The 19,602-nt window shown below is 68.8% G+C and carries 17 protein-coding genes; 5 read left to right on the top strand and 12 right to left on the bottom strand.

The features are described from left to right. Positions 1-54 precede the first annotated feature (54 nt). From dnaE to WS96_RS14850, 3 genes are all read left to right on the top strand, one after another. A complete protein-coding gene (gene dnaE, locus WS96_RS14860) occupies positions 55-3,588 on the top strand; it encodes a DNA polymerase III subunit alpha (RefSeq protein WP_059833401.1) in 3,534 nt (1,177 codons plus the stop codon). Between the two features lie 306 nt (positions 3,589-3,894). Beyond that, complete coding sequence (locus tag WS96_RS14855) at positions 3,895-4,983, top strand: glycosyltransferase family 9 protein (RefSeq protein ID WP_059833399.1); 1,089 nt, start codon at positions 3,895-3,897, stop codon at positions 4,981-4,983. 150 nt (positions 4,984-5,133) lie between these two features. Next, a complete protein-coding gene (locus WS96_RS14850) occupies positions 5,134-6,312 on the top strand; it encodes a glycosyltransferase family 9 protein (RefSeq protein WP_059833397.1) in 1,179 nt (392 codons plus the stop codon). A gap of 139 nt (positions 6,313-6,451) precedes the next feature. On the opposite strand, the gene WS96_RS14845 is transcribed toward WS96_RS14850, so the two are convergent. The 3 genes from WS96_RS14845 to WS96_RS14835 form a co-directional block, all read right to left on the bottom strand. Then, entirely contained in the window at positions 6,452-7,732 is a 1,281-nt protein-coding gene (locus WS96_RS14845) for an O-antigen ligase family protein (protein WP_059833396.1), read from the bottom strand. A 137-nt stretch (positions 7,733-7,869) separates the two neighbouring features. Further along, on the bottom strand, positions 7,870-8,712 hold the full coding sequence (locus WS96_RS14840; protein ID WP_059833394.1) for a glycosyltransferase family 2 protein: 843 nt from the start codon (positions 8,710-8,712) through the stop codon (positions 7,870-7,872). 119 nt (positions 8,713-8,831) lie between these two features. Next, positions 8,832-9,584: a glycosyltransferase family 2 protein gene (locus WS96_RS14835; protein WP_059833392.1), complete on the bottom strand. Its 753-nt coding sequence runs from the start codon at positions 9,582-9,584 to the stop codon at positions 8,832-8,834. Between the two features lie 225 nt (positions 9,585-9,809). Between WS96_RS14835 and msbA the strand changes: the two genes are divergently transcribed. Together msbA and WS96_RS14825 are read left to right on the top strand one after the other, a co-directional pair. Continuing rightward, on the top strand, positions 9,810-11,561 hold the full coding sequence (gene msbA / locus WS96_RS14830; protein ID WP_059833390.1) for a lipid A export permease/ATP-binding protein MsbA: 1,752 nt from the start codon (positions 9,810-9,812) through the stop codon (positions 11,559-11,561). 93 nt (positions 11,562-11,654) lie between these two features. Then, complete coding sequence (locus WS96_RS14825) at positions 11,655-12,038, top strand: RcnB family protein (protein WP_034208014.1); 384 nt, start codon at positions 11,655-11,657, stop codon at positions 12,036-12,038. 64 nt (positions 12,039-12,102) lie between these two features. Here the strand turns inward: WS96_RS14825 and WS96_RS14820 are convergent, their stop codons facing one another. The 9 genes from WS96_RS14820 to WS96_RS14780 form a co-directional block, all read right to left on the bottom strand. Continuing rightward, a complete protein-coding gene (locus WS96_RS14820) occupies positions 12,103-12,669 on the bottom strand; it encodes an FUSC family protein (RefSeq protein ID WP_034208013.1) in 567 nt (188 codons plus the stop codon). 41 nt (positions 12,670-12,710) lie between these two features. Continuing rightward, entirely contained in the window at positions 12,711-13,970 is a 1,260-nt protein-coding gene (locus tag WS96_RS14815) for an MFS transporter (protein ID WP_059833388.1), read from the bottom strand. Next, positions 13,967-14,932, bottom strand: a complete 966-nt coding sequence (locus WS96_RS14810) for a PRC-barrel domain-containing protein (protein WP_059833386.1) — start codon at positions 14,930-14,932, stop codon at positions 13,967-13,969. Before WS96_RS14810 ends, WS96_RS14815 begins: the two co-directional genes overlap by 4 nt. Before the next feature lie 383 nt (positions 14,933-15,315). Continuing rightward, a complete protein-coding gene (locus WS96_RS14805; RefSeq protein ID WP_034208010.1) occupies positions 15,316-15,651 on the bottom strand; it encodes a YggL family protein in 336 nt (111 codons plus the stop codon). A 126-nt stretch (positions 15,652-15,777) separates the two neighbouring features. After that, positions 15,778-17,247 (bottom strand): ribonuclease G, encoded by a 1,470-nt coding sequence (rng, locus tag WS96_RS14800; RefSeq protein ID WP_059833384.1) that lies wholly within the window; start codon positions 17,245-17,247, stop codon positions 15,778-15,780. A gap of 8 nt (positions 17,248-17,255) precedes the next feature. After that, positions 17,256-17,888: a Maf family protein gene (locus WS96_RS14795; protein WP_059833382.1), complete on the bottom strand. Its 633-nt coding sequence runs from the start codon at positions 17,886-17,888 to the stop codon at positions 17,256-17,258. A 51-nt stretch (positions 17,889-17,939) separates the two neighbouring features. Beyond that, on the bottom strand, positions 17,940-18,410 hold the full coding sequence (rlmH, locus tag WS96_RS14790; RefSeq protein WP_034208007.1) for a 23S rRNA (pseudouridine(1915)-N(3))-methyltransferase RlmH: 471 nt from the start codon (positions 18,408-18,410) through the stop codon (positions 17,940-17,942). A gap of 18 nt (positions 18,411-18,428) precedes the next feature. Beyond that, positions 18,429-18,872, bottom strand: coding sequence for a ribosome silencing factor (gene rsfS, locus WS96_RS14785; protein WP_059833380.1), 444 nt, complete (start codon positions 18,870-18,872; stop codon positions 18,429-18,431). Positions 18,873-18,876: 4 nt separating this feature from the next. Continuing rightward, positions 18,877-19,602 (bottom strand): nicotinate-nucleotide adenylyltransferase, encoded by a 726-nt coding sequence (locus WS96_RS14780; RefSeq protein WP_179949007.1) that lies wholly within the window; start codon positions 19,600-19,602, stop codon positions 18,877-18,879.

The raw sequence follows: 19,602 nt of genomic DNA, 5'->3' as shown, positions 1-19,602 counted from the left end.
CGAAGCGGGCATTTTTTGGGCAGCCTGCGCGGCGACGCGGCTACAATAGCGCCCATGTCAGATCCTCGCTTCGTCCATCTTCGCGTTCACTCCGAATTCTCGATCGCCGACGGCATCGTGCGCATTGACGACATCGTCAAGGCGGCGGCCGCGGACGGTCAGGGTGCGCTCGCGCTCACCGATCTCGGCAACGCATTCGGTCTCGTCCGTTTCTACCAGGAAGCCCGCGGCAAGGGCATCAAGCCGATCGCCGGCTGCGACGTCTGGATTGCCAATCCCGACGACCGCGACAAGCCGTCGCGGTTGCTGCTGCTGGTCAAGGACAAGGTCGGTTACCTGAATCTCTGCGAGCTGCTGTCGAAGGCGTGGCTCACGAACCAGTACCGCGGCCGCGCGGAACTCGACGCGAGCTGGCTCGACGGCGAGCGCGCGCAGGGGCTGCTCGCGCTGTCGGGCGCGCAGCAGGGCGATATCGGGCTCGCGCTGGCCGCGGGCAACGAAGACGCCGCGCGCCGTCACGCCGAGCGCTGGGCGCGGGTGTTTCCGGGCGGCTTCTACATCGAACTGCAGCGTTACGGCCAGCCGGGCGCCGAGGCGTACATCCAGCAGGCCGCGACGCTCGCCGCGTCGCTGAAGCTGCCGGTCGTCGCGACGCACCCGACGCAGTTCATGACCGACGACGATTTCACCGCGCACGAGGCGCGCGTGTGCATCTCGGAAGGCGACATCCTCGCGAACCCGCGGCGCCAGAAGCGTTTCACGACCGACCAGTATTTCCGCACGCAGGACGACATGGTCGCGCTGTTCGCCGACCTGCCGTCGGCGATCGCGAACACGGTCGAGATCGCGAAGCGCTGCAACCTGAAGCTCGAACTCGGCAAGCCGAAACTGCCGCTGTTTCCGACGCCGGACGGCATGTCGCTCGACGACTACCTCGTCCAGCTGTCGAAGGAAGGGCTCGAGACGCGCCTCGCGCAGTTGTATCCGGTCGAAGCCGAGCGCGACGCACAGCGCGACACGTACTACAAGCGCCTCGAATTCGAGTGCGGGACCATCACGAAGATGGGCTTCCCCGGCTACTTCCTGATCGTCGCGGACTTCATCAACTGGGCGAAGAACAACGGCGTGCCGGTCGGGCCGGGCCGCGGCTCGGGCGCCGGCTCGCTGGTCGCGTACGCGCTCGGCATTACCGATCTCGATCCGCTGCGCTACAACCTGCTGTTCGAGCGCTTCCTGAACCCGGAACGCGTGTCGATGCCCGACTTCGACATCGACTTCTGCCAGCACGGCCGCGATCGCGTGATCCAGTACGTGAAGGAGAAATACGGCGCGGACGCCGTATCGCAGATCGCCACGTTCGGCACGATGGCCGCGAAGGCGGCCGTGCGCGACATCGGCCGCGTGCTCGACCTCGGCTACATGTTCACCGACGGCGTCGCGAAGCTGATCCCGTTCAAGCCCGGCAAGCACGTGACGATTGCCGACGCGATGAAGGAAGAGCCGCAGTTGCAGGAGCGCTACGACCACGAGGACGAAGTGCACCAGCTGCTCGATCTCGCGCAGCGCGTCGAGGGCCTCACGCGTAACGTCGGGATGCACGCGGGCGGCGTGCTGATCGCGCCCGGCAAGCTGACCGATTTCTGCCCGCTGTACACGCAGGGCGACGACGGCGGCGTGGTCAGCCAGTACGACAAGGACGACGTCGAAGCCGTCGGCCTCGTGAAGTTCGACTTTCTGGGTCTCACGACGCTGACGATCCTCGACTGGGCCGAGCGCTACATCCGCCGCCTCGATCCGTCGAAGGCCGACTGGTCGCTCGCGCAGGTGCCGCTCGACGATCCGGCCTCGTTCCAGATCCTGAAGAAGGCCAACACGGTCGCGGTGTTCCAGCTGGAAAGCCGCGGGATGCAGGGCATGCTGAAGGATGCGCAGCCCGACCGCTTCGAGGACATCATCGCGCTCGTGTCGTTGTACCGTCCGGGCCCGATGGACCTGATCCCGAGCTTCTGCGCGCGCAAGCACGGGCGCGAGAAGGTCGACTATCCGGATCCGCGCGTCGAACCCGTCCTGAAAGAGACCTACGGCATCATGGTCTATCAGGAGCAGGTGATGCAGATGGCGCAGATCATCGGCGGCTACTCGCTCGGCGGTGCGGACTTGCTGCGTCGCGCGATGGGCAAGAAGAAGCCCGAGGAGATGGCCAAGCATCGCGAGATCTTCGCCGAGGGTGCGGCGAAGAACGGCCTCACGCGCGAGAAGTCCGACGAGATCTTCGACTTGATGGAGAAGTTCGCGGGCTACGGCTTCAACAAGTCGCACGCTGCCGCGTATGCGCTGCTCGCGTATTACACCGCGTGGCTGAAGGCGCACCATCCGGCCGAATTCATGGCGGCCAACATGACGCTCGCGATGGACGACACCGACAAGGTGAAGATCCTGTTCGACGATTGCATCGTGAACAACCTCGTCGTGCTGCCGCCGGACATCAACCAGTCGCATTACCGGTTCGAGCCGGTCGCGCAAGCCGACGGCAAGCGCTCGCGCACGATCCGCTACGGTCTCGGCGCGGTGAAGGGCAGCGGCCAGAACGCGATCGAGGAAATCCTGCGCGCCCGCGAGGAAAAGGCGTTCACCGACCTGTTCGACTTCTGCGAGCGGATCGACCGGCGCATCGTCAACCGCCGCACGGTCGAGGCGCTGATTCGCGCCGGCGCGTTCGATTCGCTGAACCCGAACCGGGCGCAATTGATCGCGTCGGTGCCGCTCGCGATGGAGGCGGCCGAGCAGGCCGAAGCGAATGCGATGCAGGCCGGCCTGTTCGACATGGGCGCCGAGTCGCCGCATGCGCACGCGCTCGTCGACGAACCCGCGTGGGACGACAAGCGTCGCCTGCAGGAAGAAAAGGCCGCGCTCGGTTTCTACCTGTCCGGCCACCTGTTCGACGCGTATCGCGACGAAGTGCGCCGCTTCGTGAGGCAGAAGATCGGTGACCTGAAGGAAGGGCGCGACAAGCTCGTCGCCGGCATCATCGCGTCGCTGCGCACGCAGATGACCCAGCGCGGCAAGATGCTGATCGCGCTGCTCGACGACGGCACGGGCCAGTGCGAGATCACGATCTTCAACGAGCAGTTCGAGGCGAACAAGGCGCTGTTCAAGGAGGACGAGCTGCTGATCGTCCAGGGGCAGGCGCGCAACGACGCGTTCACCGGCGGCATTCGCTTCACGGCCGATACCGTGATGGATCTCGAACGCGCGCGCAGCCGCTATGCGCAGGCCGTGCGGCTGACGATGAACGGCAACGCCGACGCGCTCGCGCTGCGCCGCGTGCTCGAGCCGCACGTGTCGAAGGACGATCCGGCCGCGGCGAACGCGGTCGACGTGCCCGCGCCGCGCGGCGGCGGCCGCGATGGCGGGCGGCGTCCGCCGCCGCCGCTGCCGAACGGGCTTGCGGTCCAGATCCACTACAGCAACGCACGCGCGCAAGGCGAAATGCGGCTGGGCGACGCATGGCGCGTGAAGCCGAGCGACGTGCTGCTGGCGGAATTGCGCGCGGCGTTCGACGGCAGCGTCGTCGAGATCACGTACTGACCGCGCCCGCTTCGGCGGGTGTCGCGTCCAGGCGGCCCGTCGCATCGCCATCGTGCGGTGCGGCGGGCCGTTTTTACGTGCGACGGTAATCGGACTTGGGCTGGCCATCCGGACGCTATACAATCCCGCGCTGACCGTCCGAACGCCGCGCCGGGTTCGCACGGCGAGCGACGCCGCGCCGGTGGCGCGCGAATAAACAGGGGCGGATCCATGCGGGGTGCGGCAACGCGCGGCGGTGTAGCCCCCGAACGGGATGCCGTGGAACGGCCCGTCTCGACGATAAAAACGGATTGTCACCACATGACCATGGCCAATGGGAACCCGACGCAGCGGATCCTCGTGATCCGGATTGATTTTCTGGGCGACATGCTGTGCACGACGGCGTTTCTCCGCGCGCTGAAGGCGCGCTGGCCGGGCGCGGAGCTGCATGTGGTCGCGAACCGCTACAACGCGGCCGCGCTGGCCGGGAACCCGAACGTGCACGCGATCCACACCTACGTGTACAGCCGTCAGTGCGAGCGCAACGACCGTCCGGGGCGGATGCGCGCATTCTTCGACCGGTTGCGGCTCGTGCGCCGTCTGCGCCGCTTGCGGTTCGACCTCGTGATCGTGCCGAACGGCGGCATGCATCGCAGCAGCATGCAGTTCGCGCGCCAGCTTCGCGCGAAGGATTGCCGCTGGCACGATGCCAGGACCGAATTCGACGATCGCAAGCCCGAGCATGTCGCGCAGCGGCCGATGTGCCATGAAGCGTTGTCGGGCTTCCGGCTCGTGCCCGAACTCGGCGATGCCGATCTCGACGGTCTCGAGCTGTCGGTGCATCCCGATTCCACGCTGCAGGAGGCGTGGCATCGCCTGCTCGGCGCGCGGACGAAACCGCGCATCGGGCTGTTCGTGTCGAACAAGGCCGTCGAGCGCCGCTGGCCGGCCGACCGCTGGCGCGATCTCGGCGAGCGGCTCGCACCGATCGCCGACGTGATCGTGTTTCGCGATCCGGCCATCGGCCGGGCTGTCGAAGACGAAGTATGGCGCGACGTGAATGCACGGCATGTCGCGCCTGCGTCGATCGCCGAACTGGTGGCGGCCGCGAGCCTGCTCGATATGATCGTCTCGGCCGACAGCGCACCCGTCCATCTGGCGTCGGCGCTCGGCGTACCGGTGGCCGCCCTGTTCGAGGACCGTCCCGAGAAATACCTGCGCTGGCATCCGCTTGGCGTGCCGCACGTGATCCTGCGCGCGGGCCCGACCGTCGAAGCGATCGGCGTCGATGCGGTCGAGCGCGCGGTGCGCCACCTGCTGCCGCAGGCCGGCCATCGCGACGACGCTGCGGCCGATGCGACGCGTGAGCCGCCGGCCGCCGCCACGGCGGCCGCGATCGTGACGACCGCTTCGTAGTGCCGGGCGCGCCGTGCGGCCGCGTACCGCGCGACGCCCCCGCGGGCGGGGCCGCATCGCGGCAGCCGGCGCGGCCGGTGCGCGACGCCGCGCCGGCCGCGGCAAAATCCTGTACATTGCCAGCCTTGTTCAGCCAGCCAGACGATCGCCGTGGCCCTGTTTTCTTCCGCCCGTCCGCCCCGAACCATCCTCGTTGCCGCGCCGCGCCGTATCGGCGACGTGCTGCTGACGACGCCGCTCGTCCGATCGCTGAAGGCTCGCTGGCCGGACGCGCAGATCGACATGCTGGTGTTTCGCGGCACCGAGGGCGTGCTCGAGCACAATCCGGACGTGCGACGCGTGATCGTGGTCGCGCAGCGCGCGGGGTTTCGCGAGCGGTTGCGCGACGCGCTGTCGATGTGGCGCCGCTACGATCTCGCGTGCGCGGCGCTGAGTTCCGACCGGCCGCGTTTCTATAGCTGGTTCGCCGGCCGCAAGCGGGTCGGTCTCGTCGACCCGAACCGCGTCACGTGGCTCGCGCGGATGATGCTGAACGGGATCGCGATCAATCACCACGAATCCGCGCATACGGTCGTCAGTACGCTCGCACTCGCGCCGGTGATCGGCATCGAGCCGGTATCCGAGGTCGTCGCACCCGGCATCGGCGACGATCCCGCGCGACGCGCGCGTTTCGACGCGTGGCTCGCCGAGTCGCCCGCGATCCGCGCCGGCAAGCCGCTGGTCGTGCTGCATCCGTATCCGATGTTCCGTTACAAGCAATGGCGGCTCGACGGCTGGGTCGACATGATCGGCTGGCTGCGCGAGCAGGGCTTCGCGGTCGCGCTGTCGGGCGGCCCGGCCGACCGCGAGCGCGAGTATGCGGAGCAGGTCGCGACCGAGGCGGGCGGCGACGTGCTGAACCTGGTCGGGCGCCTGACGTTCGGCGAGAGCGCGGAGCTCGTGCGGCGCGCGCGGCTCTTCATCGGGCCCGACACCGGCGCGACGCACGTCGCGGCCGCGACCGGCACCGACACGATTGCACTGTTCGGGCCGTCCGACCCCGTGCGCTGGGGGCCGTGGCCGCAGCACTGGCCCGCGACCGAGAATCCGTGGCCGCTGCGCGGCTCGGGCCGGCACGGGAACGTGTGGCTGCTGCAAGGGGAGGGGGATTGCGTGCCGTGCCGGCACGAAGGCTGCGAGCGTCATGTCGACAGCCGCAGCGACTGCCTCGTTCATCTTGGGGCGCAGCGCGTGAAGGCCGCGGCTGCCGAGATGCTCGGGCTGAATCCGCCGGGCCCGGCCGACGTCATCGTCGACACGTCGCGGCTGGGCCGCGCCGGACCCGCTTGACGCCCGGCAAACGCGCGTTTTTCTTCGTTGGCCGGGGGCTTTGTTTCGCGGAGAACCACGCGGCTCGCCCGTATCGGCTGCGGAGGTCCGCTGCCGCCGAACCGGTCGGCGCGGGCAGCGGAACGTAGGCCGGCGGGTGTTACACGCTGCGTCGGATTGCCGACGTTTCGCGCGGTAGCGCTTCGCTGCGCTCGCCGCAGCCGAGCAGGATGCCGGCCAGCAGCACGATCAGGTGCCCTTCGGCGAAATCCAGCAGCAGCGAATTCGCGAGACTGCCGATCGCGAAGATCGCGAGCCATGCGAGCAGCAAGTGTCGCGAGCGCGGATCGAGCGCCCGGCTGCCGCGCGCGATCTGCACGATCAGGTTGACGAACAGCAGCACGCCGAGCGAGCCGAGTTGCACGGCCATCAGCAGGTATTCGTTATGCGGGTTCGACGTGAGCTGGCCTTCGGCCGCCGTCTTGCCGGCCGTGAGCTTCTCGAATTCGGATTCGAGGCCGCCCGCGCCGTAGCCGAGCACGGGGCGCTGGCGATACAGCTCGAACCCCTTCTTGTACCACTCGAGGCGCAGCCCGGTCGACGTGGCCGCATCGCTCTGCCGGTATTGCTGCACTTCCGTCACGACCTTCGTCAGCCGGCCGTTGTGAACCGTGCAGGCGGCGACCACGAGTGCGGCGCCCGCGAGGACGAGCACGCCGGCGGCGAGCCCGGCGCGCAACGCGGACCGCCGGCGCAGCAGCAGCACGAAACGCACGGCGACGACGAGGATCAGCAACAGCGCGATGACCTGCCCCGTGCGTCCTTGCAGCATCACGAACACGTTGACGAGCGACCACGCGGCGACGCCCGCATACGCGGCGCGGGACAGCATCGTGCGGGCCGCCAGCGCGAGATCGGCTGCCTGGTAAAAGAGCAACGCCCCGAACATGCCGGCGGCGATATGGTTCTTGAACACCCACGCGCGCGACAGCGGCAACTGGGTCGCATGCGCCGGCCCGATCGCGGTCAGCCCGAGGTAGTTGGTCGTCGACAGCAGCAGGATCGCGCACAGCGTGGCGAACCAGCAGCGCCGCACGATCGGCGCCCAGTTCGAATGACGGAACGCGAGCACGGCGAACGGCAGCAGCAGCAGCTTGTCGTACTTCGCGACCCAGTTCCACGCCTTGTTGTGCGGCGCGACCGTATAGGCGACGCTCACGGCCAGCGCGGCCAGGATCAGCAGCGCCGCCAGCGAAGCCGGGTCGGCGACGAGCGAGCGCAGGTTGCGCCAGAATTCGGGGGAGATCACGAGCGCGACGGCGAACAGCCCGCAGAACACGTTGGTCAGCGCGGTCGAGACGGGCACCATGCAGAGCGCGGCGACGGCGAATGCACGGGCGGCGGTCAGGCGCCGCGTGGCGGGAGTGGAAAACGAAAGCATCGGAACCTGGCGTATGGACGAATGCGGCGCGCGAACGGCGTGCACCGCGCCGCGTCGCGCCCCCGGCGAGAGACCCGGGACGAACGGCGCAGTATACGCGAAGCAGGACAGGTTTCCGTGCGGTTTTCGGGGCTCGATCAGCTGAACGCGCGCTTGATTCGCGAGCGCAGCAGTGCGCGCTTGAGGCGGCCTTCCACGGCCGGCGCATCGAGCGCGATCCGGGTGCCTGCCGGCTCGCCGCGATGCAGGTAGTAGCGATCGAACGTCGCCTGGGTCATGCCCCATTTGTTCAGGAACTGACGGCGGCCGTCGTTCTTGACGATCTTGCCGGTGCTCTTCTGCTGGAAGTGATACACGAGGCTGTCGCCGACGCCGATGAAGATCCGGCAGCCGGCGTCCCAGAATTTCATCGAGAAGTCGTTGTCGCTGCTCATGCCCGGCGACAGCTCGCTGCTGTAGCCGCCGATGCGGTTCCACCAGTCGCGGTGGACGAGCGTCGGCGGCCAGGTCGAGCCGAGCCAGTCCGCGCGCGCGAGCTTCGGCGTCGCGGCGACGAGGCCCGCCGCATCGAATTGCTCGGCGTCGCGGCCGAAATCGCTGACGACTACGCACGGATTGCGCGTGTCGACCGGCTCGATCATCGTGCCGGACAGCATGAACAGGTCGGTCGGCATCCGTTCGATGCGGCGCACGAGCGCCGTGTCCCAGCCCGGGCAGCAGAACATGTCGTCGTTCATGTAGACGACGTAGTCGCGCACGGCGCGCGCGGCGGCCAGGTTGACCGCATGGCAGATGCCGATATTGGTCGGCGACGCGGTGTGTTCGATCCCTTCGCTGCGCACCCAGTCGAGCGTGCCGTCCGAGCCGTCGTTTACGTGCACGACGATCTGGTGGTCGTACGCGGAATACCGGCGCAGGCTGTCGACGACGAGCTTGAGGTACGGCAGGTTGTTCCAGGTCGGGATGATGATGGAGAACATGGCGGTCGGATTCGGTGGTCGTCGTGGCGGGCGGCGCGCGGCGCAGCCGTTCGGGCGGGCACGCGCGGTGCGCGCAACCCGGCATTGTAACGCCGGGCCGGCCGCGCGCCGGCGGGTGCCTAGCGGGCCGGTTCGTGACCGAGCTTCAGGAAGCGGTAATACACGGTTTCCGCGTTGAACACGGCGATCATGAAGCCCGCGCGGCCGTCGAGGAACCCGCGCCGCAGCACGTAGGTGCGCACGAACGCCCAGGCGCCGCGGCCGAGCGCCTTGCCGAAGCCGCCGCGCTGGCCGGCCGCGCGGCGCTGGCGCGCGCCGGCCGTCGAATACGCGTCGAGCTTGCGCACGACCGTTTCGAAATCCTCGTACGAGTAGTGCATCAGCTTGCCGGGCAGGCGCTGCGCGGCGGCCTCGAATACCAGGCGTTCGTGCACGAGATCGTCCGAGAACCGCGCGGCGCCGCGCCTGAACAGCCGCGGCACCCAGTCTGGATACCAGCCGCTGTGATGGATCCACTGGCCGCAGAAGCTCGACAGCCGATCGAGCGCATACACCTGCGCGGCCGGCGCGCGGATCGCGTCGCGGATCGATTGCGCGAGTTCCGGCGTGACCACTTCGTCGGTGTCGAGCGACAGGATCCAGTCGGTGCCGAGCGCGTCGAGCGCGCGGTTTTTCTGCGGCCCGAAACCCGGCCAGTCGCGCTCGACGATCACGCGCGCGCCGTGCGCCTGCGCGATCGCGACGGTATCGTCGGTGCTGCCGCCGTCGATGACGACGATATCGTCGGCGAACGACAGCGCATCGAGACACTGCGCGAGCCGCGCGGATGCGTTGAGGGCGATGAGGGCGACGCCGAGGGAGGGTTCAGCCATGAAATCGTCGAAAAGGCGGAGAAAACGGTGAGCGGCAGTATACCTTCGGGGCGGCCGCGGGCAGCATCGGCGCCGACCGTGCCGGCGAGGGCGGTGCAGCTATAATGTTGAGCCCTTTTCGGCAGTCGCCCGACCAGGGCGCACACCCGGGCGGCCACGCGCCGGGCGCCGCATCGCGGCTCAAGAAGGATTGCCTTGGAAACCCAGAACACTCTTCGCAAACCGATGGACGGCAGCGGCACTTCGCCGGTGACGGTCCTCAAGCGCCTGTGGCCGTATATCCGGCCGCTCATCGGCATCGTCGTGCTCGCCGTGGTAACGATGGGCGTCGTCGCGGCCACCGAAGCCGGTATCCCGGCGCTGCTCAAGCCGCTCCTCGACCACGGCTTCGGCTCGCACGGCAGCGACCGCGCGAAATGGTACGTGCCGATCGCGGTGATCGGCCTCGCGCTCGTGCGCGGCGTGTCGCAGTACGCGTCGAATTACCTGCTCAACTACGTATCGAACCGCATCCTGCTGCAGCTTCGGCTCGAGATGTTCCGGCGGATGATCCATACCGGCGCGTCGTTCTTCCAGCGCGAAACCGCGAGCACGGTGATCAACGCGATCGTGTTCGAGGTCAACCAGATCCTGTCGGTGCTGACGGGCGTGATGGTCACGCTCGTGCGCGACTCGCTGACGGTGATCTTCCTGCTCGGCTACCTGTTCTACCTGAACTGGCGGCTCACGCTGATCGTCGCGGTGATCCTGCCGGGCATCGGCTGGCTCGTGAGCAAGATCAACCGCCGGCTGCGCCGCCTGAACCGCGAGCACCAGACGCTGACCAACGAGCTGTCGTACATCGTCGAGGAGACGGTCGGCGGCTACAAGGTCGTCAAGGTGCACAACGGCGAAGCGTACGAGATGGACCGCTTCACGACGATGAGCAAGCGCCTGCGCGGCTACGCGATGCGCATGACGATCTCCGGCGGCCTCGCGCAGCCGCTCACGCAGTTCCTTGCGTCGATCGCGCTCGCGGTCGTGATCACGATCGCGGTCGTGCAGTCGTCGAACGACCAGACGACGGTCGGCGGGTTCGTCGCGTTCGTCACGTCGATGCTGCTGGTGATCTCGCCGCTCAAGCACCTGATCGACGTCAACCAGCCGCTGCAGCGCGGGATGACGGCCGCCGAACTGATCTTCGGGCTGATCGACGAGCCGGCCGAGCCGCAGGGCGGCGGCCGGCCGCTGCCGCATGCGCGCGGCGAGATCGAGTTCCGCGCGGTGTCGTTCGACTACGGCGCGGCCGAACGGCCGACGCTCGACCGCATCTCGTTCAAGGTCGCGCCGGGTGAAATGATCGCGCTGGCCGGCCCGTCCGGAAGCGGCAAGACGACGCTCGTGAACCTGCTGCCGCGTTTCTTCGACCCGACGGACGGCACGATCCTGGTCGACGGCGTGCCGGTGTCCGACTACGACCTCCACGCGCTGCGCAGCCAGATGGCGATGGTCAGCCAGGACGTCGTGCTGTTCAACGACACGATCGCCGCGAACGTCGCATACGGGCAGACCCCCGATCGCGCGCGCGTCCAGGCCGCGCTCGAGGCCGCGAACCTCGCCGATGCGGTCGCCGCGATGCCCGACGGGCTCGATACGCTGGTCGGCGGCAACGGGATGCGCTTGTCCGGCGGCCAGCGCCAGCGGCTCGCGATTGCGCGTGCGATCTACAAGGACGCGCCGATCCTGATCCTCGACGAAGCGACGTCGGCGCTCGATTCGGAGTCGGAGCGCCACGTGCAGGCCGCGCTCGAGCGGCTGATGGAAGGCCGCACGACGCTGGTGATCGCGCACCGGCTGTCGACGATCGAGCGCGCGGACCGCATCCTCGTGCTCGAAGCCGGCAAGATCGTCGAAGAGGGCAGCCACGACGAGCTGCTGCGCCACGGCGGCCTCTACGCGCACCTGCACCGGATCCAGTATCAGCAGCAGGCGGCGTAACGCGCGGTGAGGCGGCCGCGATGCCGTGTGCTAGTCTTCGTCGGGCAGTCCCGGTCGTTTCTTGTTCGACGTGACACCACGGAGGGAAGGACAATGAAGAGGATGCACGGCATGATGCTGGCCGCACTGATCGCCGCAGGCTGCGCGGCTACCGCGGCAATGGCGCAGGACCACGACAATCGCGATGACCGCGGCGGCCACGGGATGCAGCACGGCCATGGCCCGAAACACGTGCCGCCCGGCCACGCGATGCATCGCGACGACGACGTACCGCCGCGCTGGGCCGACCAGCCGCGCCGCGAGTGGCACAAGGGCGATCGGCTTCCTCCCGAGTTCCGCGATCGCCAATACGTGATCGACGACTGGCGTGGCTATCATCTGAGCCCGCCACCGCGCGGCTATCAATGGGTCGGCGTCGGCGGGGATCACCTGCTGGTGCAGATCGGGTCCGGCATCGTGCTGCGGATCGGCGACTGATCCGGCCCGCGGCCCGGCATGGATCGCGATGCCGCGATGCGCGCCGGGCCGCCGGCTCCCAGCGTCACTTTGCCGCCGCCCGGCGGAACCAGCGCCGCTCGATTCTCGACATCAGCCAGCACACGCCCAGCGCGCACACCGTGCCGAGCGTCACTTCGCCGAGCCGGATCAGCGGAACGTCCCACAGCGGGCCGTTGCCCGGGAACAGCAGCACGATCGTCGCGGTCACGCCGCCGAGCCGTGCGGCGCTGCCGACGTTCAGGCACCAGCAGCAGACGATCGCGACCGCGACCGTGATCGCATACGCGACGAGGCGATCGCCGCCCAACGCCGCACCGGCGAAGCCGAGGATGCCGCCGACCATCGCGCCGATGAACTGGTCGCGCGACAGCGACATCGTGTCCGAGTAGTTGTGCTGCGTGACGGCGATCGCGGTGATCGCCGCCCACACGGCCTGCTCGGTATGCATCGCGCGGCCGATCGCATACGCGAGGCACGCGCCGCAGACGGCCTGCAGCGCCATCAGCGCGCCTTGCGCGAGCCGCTCGCCGAATGACAACCCCTTGAACAGATCGAAGATCGACTGCTGGATCTGCTGGCGGGCTTCGTTGAGTGTCCTGATCGTATCCATCGTGCGTCGGCCAAGAAGCGGGTAGCGGCGGCGCGCCGCCGTCAATGCGCCTGTTCGGGCGAGGCGGCCGCCGGTTCGGCGGCCGTCGCGTCGCCGTTCTCGACGCGGGTTTCGGGCATCACGAGCCAGACCAGCAGCACCGCGAGCGCGCCGGCGGCCGCGAGCCCGAAGAAGCTGACCGCGTTGCCGAAGTGATCGGCGACGTAGCCGGCCACGGCCGTGCTGAGCGTGGCGCCAATCCCGGCCGCGAGCCCGAACAGCCCGATACAGAGGTTGTAGCGGCCCTTGCCGCCCGCGACGTCGGCCGCGATCAGCGGCAGCATCACGCCGAACACGGCCGCGCTGATGCCGTCGAGCATCTGCACCGGCACGAGCAGGTACGGGCTGCTGACGCCGGCGAACAGCAGCGCGCGCACCGGCAGCGCGGAGAAGCCGAGCAGCAGGATCGGCCGGCGCCCCCAGCGCTGCGCGGAGCGGCCGACCCACGGCGACAGCATCGCGACGATCGCCTGCGGCACGATGATGCACGCGGCGATCACGAGCTGCACGTTCTCGCCCATCCCGGCCGTGACTTCGCCGGCCGCGAGGTTCAGCATCGCGGCGTTCGACAGGTGGAACAGCACGACGCAGGCCGCGAAGATCAGCATCCGGCGGTCGCGCAGCAGCTCGAGCAGCGTTTCGCGTTCCTCGCCTTCGTCGGTGTCGTCGTGCTTCGACGACTGCGGAATCACCTCGTGCGTCGGCTGGATCATCGCGAGCGCGAACAGCGCGGGCAGCGCCAGTACGGCGGTCAGCCAGAACACCGCGCGCGCGGAGAAATATTCGCCGGTCAGCCCCATCAGGCCCGCCGCGACCGCACTGCCGATCGACGCCCAGCGCGCGTTGCGGCCGAGCCGGTCGCCGAGATCGGCGCGGCCGACGAGCGAGAACGAGATCGCGGCCATCGCCGGCACCAGCATGCAGCTCGCGAAGCCGTGGAACACCTCGGCGGCGATCACCGGCACGATCGTCGGGCTCGACGCGAGCAGGACCGCGGACAGGATGATGGCCGCGATCGCCCACGCGGCCGCGCCTTTCTTGTTCTTCAGCGCGTCGACGGCCGCGCCGCCCGGCACCTGGCTGACCATCGCGCTGATCGTGCCGATCGACAGCACCATGCCGATCTCGCCCTGCGTCCACTTGTGCGACGCGAGATAGGACGCGATGAACGGACCGAACCCGGTTTGAACGTTTGCAACGAAAAAGTTGAGCCAGTCGAGGGAGCGCAGACTGCGAACGCTGACGGAATGCTTGGTCGTCATCGGATGGCACTCGCAGACGAAGCCGGCGCGGCCGGGGCGACAGGCGGGAAGACGGCGACGATCGGCTTGTCGGCCGCGTACGGCGGCGACGCCTTGATCTGGGCGTCGTCCAGGTCGAGCTGCGGGTGCAGCGCCTTGTCGCGCGTGACGAAGCGCAGCGCGCCCCAGCTCGCGGCGATCGAACGGCGGTCGGTATTGACGAGCCCGCCGAGGTCGAGCACGACGGCCTGCGGCTGGGCGCCGCGGTCGATCAGCACGTCGACGATGCGGCCGATCTTCGTGCCGTTCGGGCGCTCGACGTCGCTGTCGAGCATCGGCAGCCGCGTCGCCGGCGACGCCGCGGCCGACCCCGACAGCGGCGCCGCCTTCGGCCGCGCGGCGGGCGGCAGGTCGCCCGACGGCACGTCGAGCACGATCGGCTCCTGTTTGCCGCCCGGCGTGAAGCGGAACACGTTCCACGGGAAGATGACCTTGCGGTCGCCGATCCCCATGAAGCCCTGCAGGTTGACGATCATCTCGCGCGGCTTGCCGCTCGCGTCGACCACCATGTCGACCGCGCGGCCGACCACCTTGCCGTTGCGGCGCGCGACCTCGCTGTCGAGCAGCGCATGGATCTGGGTGCGGTCGAGCGCGCGCGTCGCGACGAGCGGCGCGGGCGGCGGCGGCGGCGGGGTCGGCGATTCGGGGCGCTGCACGGGCTTCGGTCGTGCCACCTCGCGGTGCGGCTTCTTCGGCGCTTCCGGTTCCTCCGGTTGCGTCGGCGCGGGCACGGGCGGCATCGTCAGCGGCTCGCCGGCGGTCTCCTCGACGGGCTCGACGAGCGCCTCGCTGATCGGCGCGGGCGGGTTCTGGACCGGCAGCAGCCCGCAGCCGGACAGCAACGCGGCGACGGCGAGAATCAGGAAGACCGTCGAGGACGGCAACGACTTGCGGGATGCGGGAAACGGGAGTCCGCCGCTCATTGACACTCACTCCATGGGTCGGGGGCGGCCCGAGGGCACGCGGCTGGCGATGGATGGCGGGTGCGGGCGGCGCACCACGCGAGGTGAGAGTTTAACGTGTCTTGCTTTCAGGTCCGATTTCGATGGCCGGTTGCAAGCGGATCGTGGGGGAAAGGAAGGGAGCGGGGGAGGGCGGTCCGGCCGCGGCGCCCGGGCCGCGACGACGTGGTGCAGGCACCGCCGGCGCCCTGGCTCAACGGGCCTGAGCCGCCATACGCGGACGGCGACATCGGCCCGGCGACGCGAGCGGCCGTCACGATCGTTCGGAAGAAGCGGCGCCGGCCTGGCTCGCCGTGACGGCGGGCAGGCTCGGGCGCCGTTTGACGCAGCGCGAAACCGGGAAATCAGGCGTCCGGATACCACGCGTCGGTGAATTCGCTGACCTTGACGTCGGTCAGCTCCGGACGGGCGGCCAGCCATCCGCGCACGAGTTCGCGGTCGGCGTCGGTCGTCGTGCCGCGCGGCGCGCCGGAGATCACGTATGCGCCGATGCCTTCGTCCGCGGACGCGACGGTCAGCAGCCCGTTCGCTTCGACGAAGTCGATGAACGCATCGATCAACTGGCCGCGCTCGAGGTCGGTCATGTCGTTGCGGTAATGCGCGGTGGCGTTGAACGCGAGTTCCTGGAATTCGCCGATGTGGAGTTTCTTGCGCTGGCGGCGGTTGTGGCGTTGGCTCATGGTCTGGGGGTGAATGCGAAAAGGATCGATGAAAGGGCGGCGGCGGTGCCGGCGCGGCATACGCGAACGGCCCGGCCGCCGCATCGGGGCGCCGCGCGGCGCTGCCGGCGGCGGATGGGCGCAACGTTACATCAGCACGATGTCGTACTGCTCCTGGCTCAGGTTCGACTCGACCTGAAGCGACACCGGCTTGCCGATGAAGTCGATCAGCATCGCGAGATGCTGCGACTCCTCGTCGAGGAACAGGTCGATCACCTGCTGCGCGGCGATCACGCGAAACTCGCGCGGGTTGAACTGCCGCGATTCGCGCAGGATCTCGCGCAGGATGTCGTAGCACACGGTGCGCGACGTCTTCACCTGGCCCTTGCCCTGGCAGGTCGGGCACGGTTCGCACAGCACGTGCGCGAGCGACTCGCGCGTACGCTTGCGTGTCATCTCGACGAGCCCGAGCTGCGAGAAGCCGTTGACCGTCACGCGCGTGCGGTCGCGCGACAGCGCCTTCTTCAGCTCGGACAGCACCGCGTCGCGATGCTCGGCGTTCTCCATGTCGATGAAGTCGATGATGATGATCCCGCCGAGGTTGCGCAGCCGCAACTGTCGCGCGATCGTGTGCGCGGCCTCGAGGTTGGTCTTGAAGATCGTGTCGTCGAAATTGCGCGCGCCGACGTAGCCGCCGGTGTTCACGTCGATCGTCGTCATCGCCTCGGTCTGGTCGATCATCAGATAGCCGCCCGACTTCAGGTCGACGCGGCGCGACAGCGCGCGCTGGATCTCCGTCTCGATGTTGTACAGGTCGAACAGCGGTCGCTCGCCCGTGTAGTGATGCAGCTTCGGGCTCACGGCCGGCGTGAACTCGCCCGCGAATTCCGCGAGGCGCTGGTACGTCTCGCGCGAATCGACCTGGATGCGCGTCGTGTCGTCGTTCGCGAAATCGCGCAGCACGCGCTGCGCGAGATCGAGGTCCTGGTACAGCAGGCTCGTCGCCGGCAGCCGCTGCGCTTGCGCGACGATCGTCGCCCAGGTCTTGCGCAGGTAGGTGACGTCGCCGGCCAGCTCGTCGGAGGTGGCGTCCTCGGCGATCGTGCGCACGATGTAGCCGCCTTTCTCGTCCGCCGGGATCACGGCCGTCAGGCGCGCGCGCACGGCCTCGCGCTCGGCCTCGCTCTCGATCTTCTGCGAGATGCCGATATGCGGCTCCTGCGGCAGGTAGACGAGCGTGCGTCCCGCGATGCTGACCTGCGTCGACAGCCGCGCGCCTTTGGTGCCGATCGGATCCTTGATCACCTGCACCATCAGCGTCTGCCCCTCGAACACGATCTTCTCGATCGGCTGGTGCGGCGCGCCCGACTGCGGCTCGCCGGCGAGGCGCGGATGCCAGATGTCGGCGACGTGCAGGAACGCCGCGCGCTCGAGGCCGATGTCGATGAACGCCGACTGCATGCCGGGCAGCACGCGCACGACCTTGCCGAGATAGATGTTGCCGACCCGCCCGCGCGACAGCGTGCGCTCGACGTGAAGCTCCTGCACCGCGCCTTGCTGGACGAGTGCGACGCGCGTTTCCTGCGGCGTGAGGTTGATCAGGATTTCTTCGTTCATGGTGCGGTTCAGAAGGCGACGCGTGCGGTACGCAGCAGCGCGGCAGTCTCAAAAAGGGGCAGACCCATGATACCTGAATGGGATCCGTCGATTCGCTCGATGAATTCGGCCGCGCGGCCCTGGATCGCGTACGCGCCGGCCTTGCCGAACGGCTCGCCGGTTTCGACGTAGCGCGCGTACGCATCGCGCGACGCGGCCGCGAAGCGCACCGACGAGCGCGACAGCGCGGGCGGCAGCAGTGCGCCGCCGGCGTCGATCACGGCGACGGCGGTCAGCACCGCGTGCTCGCGGCCGGCGAGGCGGGTGAGCATCGCGAGCGCATCGTCGGCGTCGGCCGGCTTGCCGAGGATCGCGCCGTCGATCGTCACCGTGGTGTCGGCCACCAGCACCGGCGCGGCCGGCTTGCCGCTCGCGACGAGGCGCGAGCGCGCGGCCTCGGCCTTCGCGACGGTCACGCGCCGCACGTACGCGTCGGCGGCTTCGCCGGGCAGTTCGGCCTCGAGCGCCTCGGCGTCCTCGTCGGGGCGCGGCAGCAGCAGCTCGAAGCGCACGCCGATCTGCTGCAGCAGCTCCTGGCGGCGCGGGCTTTGCGAAGCGAGGTAAAGGATCGGGAAAAGCGCGGGGGACGTGCTGGACGGCATGGTGTCGTTATCTCGTTGAGCGCGCGCGGCGCGCGTCTCGAGGACGACGCGTCATGCGCGGTGGTAGGGGTGATTCTGCGTGATGCTCCACGCCCGGTAAAGCTGTTCGGCGAGCAGCACGCGCACCATGCCGTGCGGCAGCGTCATGCTCGAGATGCGCAGCAGCACGTCGGCGCGCGCTTTCAGGTCCGGATCGAGCCCGTCGGCGCCGCCGATCACGAACGCGACGTCGCGGCCGTCCTGCTGCCAGCCGGGCAGCGCCTGCGCGAGCTGCATCGTGGTCCAGTCGCGGCCGCGCTCGTCGAGCGCGACGATGCGTGCGCCCTTCGGCAGCGCGGCCTCGATCTTCTGCCGCTCGGCCGCCATCACGCTTTCGGCGCTGCGGCCGCCCGAACGCAGTTCAGGCTTGATTTCGCGCAACTCGATGCGCAGTTCGGGCGGCATCCGCTTCGTGTATTCGTCGAAGCCGGATGCGATCCAGCCCGGCATCTTGTGGCCGACCGCGAGGATGAAAAGCTTCATCGGGAGACGCGTGACGGCTTAGCGGCGCCGGGCGGCCGTCTTGCGTGCCGGGCGTGCGGGCGCTTCTTCCTCTTCTTCGTCGTCTTCGCTCGCCGTGGCGAAGCCGTTGGCCTTGCCGCCGCCGAGCTTCATCCGCACGGGCTTGTCGCCCCAGATTTCCTCGAGGTTGTAGTACTGGCGCAGCGCCGGTTGCAGGATGTGTACGACCGCGTCGCCGCAGTCGACCAGCACCCATTCGCCGGTGTCCTCGCCTTCGGAGCTGACGACGTCGCCGCCGGCTTCCTTGACCTTGTCGCGCACGTTCGACGCGAGGGCCTTGGTCTGGCGGTTGGAGGTGCCCGAGGCGACGACCACGCGGTCGAACAATTCGGTCAGGTGGCTGGTGTTGAACACCTTGATGTCTTGCGCCTTGACGTCTTCGAGGGCGTCGACGATCACGCGCTGCAGTTTGCGAATATCCATGGATTCAGGAATGGTAGAGGCGATGTTGAAGAATATAGGCCCATACGGCGGCCGGCACATGTTCGGCCGACGCATCGGGCATTTGCGCATGGCGTGCGATGCATTCGCGCAGGTGCGCGCGGATGTCGGTCGCGGCGATGTCGAACGAAAGGGTCGTATCGATCAGCAGGCGGCCCGCCGGCGTGGCCTTGAGCACGTCGGCGCCGGCCTGCCGCGCGGCGATTTCGCGCGCGACGTCCGGCGGCGCCGCGTCGAGTTCGAAGCCCGGGCGCGTCGACACGCCGATGTGCGCGTAGTCGAACAGCGTGCGCCAGTCGCGCCACGTATCGAGGCGCACGAGCTGGTCGGCGCCGATCAGCAGCGACAGCGACGCATCCGGGCCGATCCGCTCGCGCCAGCGCGCGAGCGTCTCGACCGTGTAGGTCGGGCCGGCATGCTCGATCTCGTCGGTGGCGACGGTCACGGTCACGCCCGGCATCGACAGCGTGCCGGCGGCCGCGCGCGTCATCGCGAGCCGGTGCTCGGCGGCCGACACGTCGCGCTTCTGGTATGGCTGCCCGGCGGGCAGCAACACGAGTTCGGTCAGGTCGAGCAGCCCGGCGAACCGGCGCGCGAGCGCGAGATGGCCGTCGTGGATCGGGTCGAAAGTACCGCCCAGCAAGCCGATACGGCGCGGCAGCGGGGCGGGGCGGGCGATGGTGTCCAGAAACGCGTCCTTTCGTTGGGGCAG

Source organism: Burkholderia sp. MSMB1835 (genome assembly GCF_001526365.1).
In the GTDB taxonomy this organism is placed as follows: Bacteria; Pseudomonadota; Gammaproteobacteria; order Burkholderiales; family Burkholderiaceae; genus Burkholderia.
The sequence above is the reverse complement of the archived record's forward strand: the minus strand, read 5'-3'. Positions and strand labels throughout refer to the sequence as shown.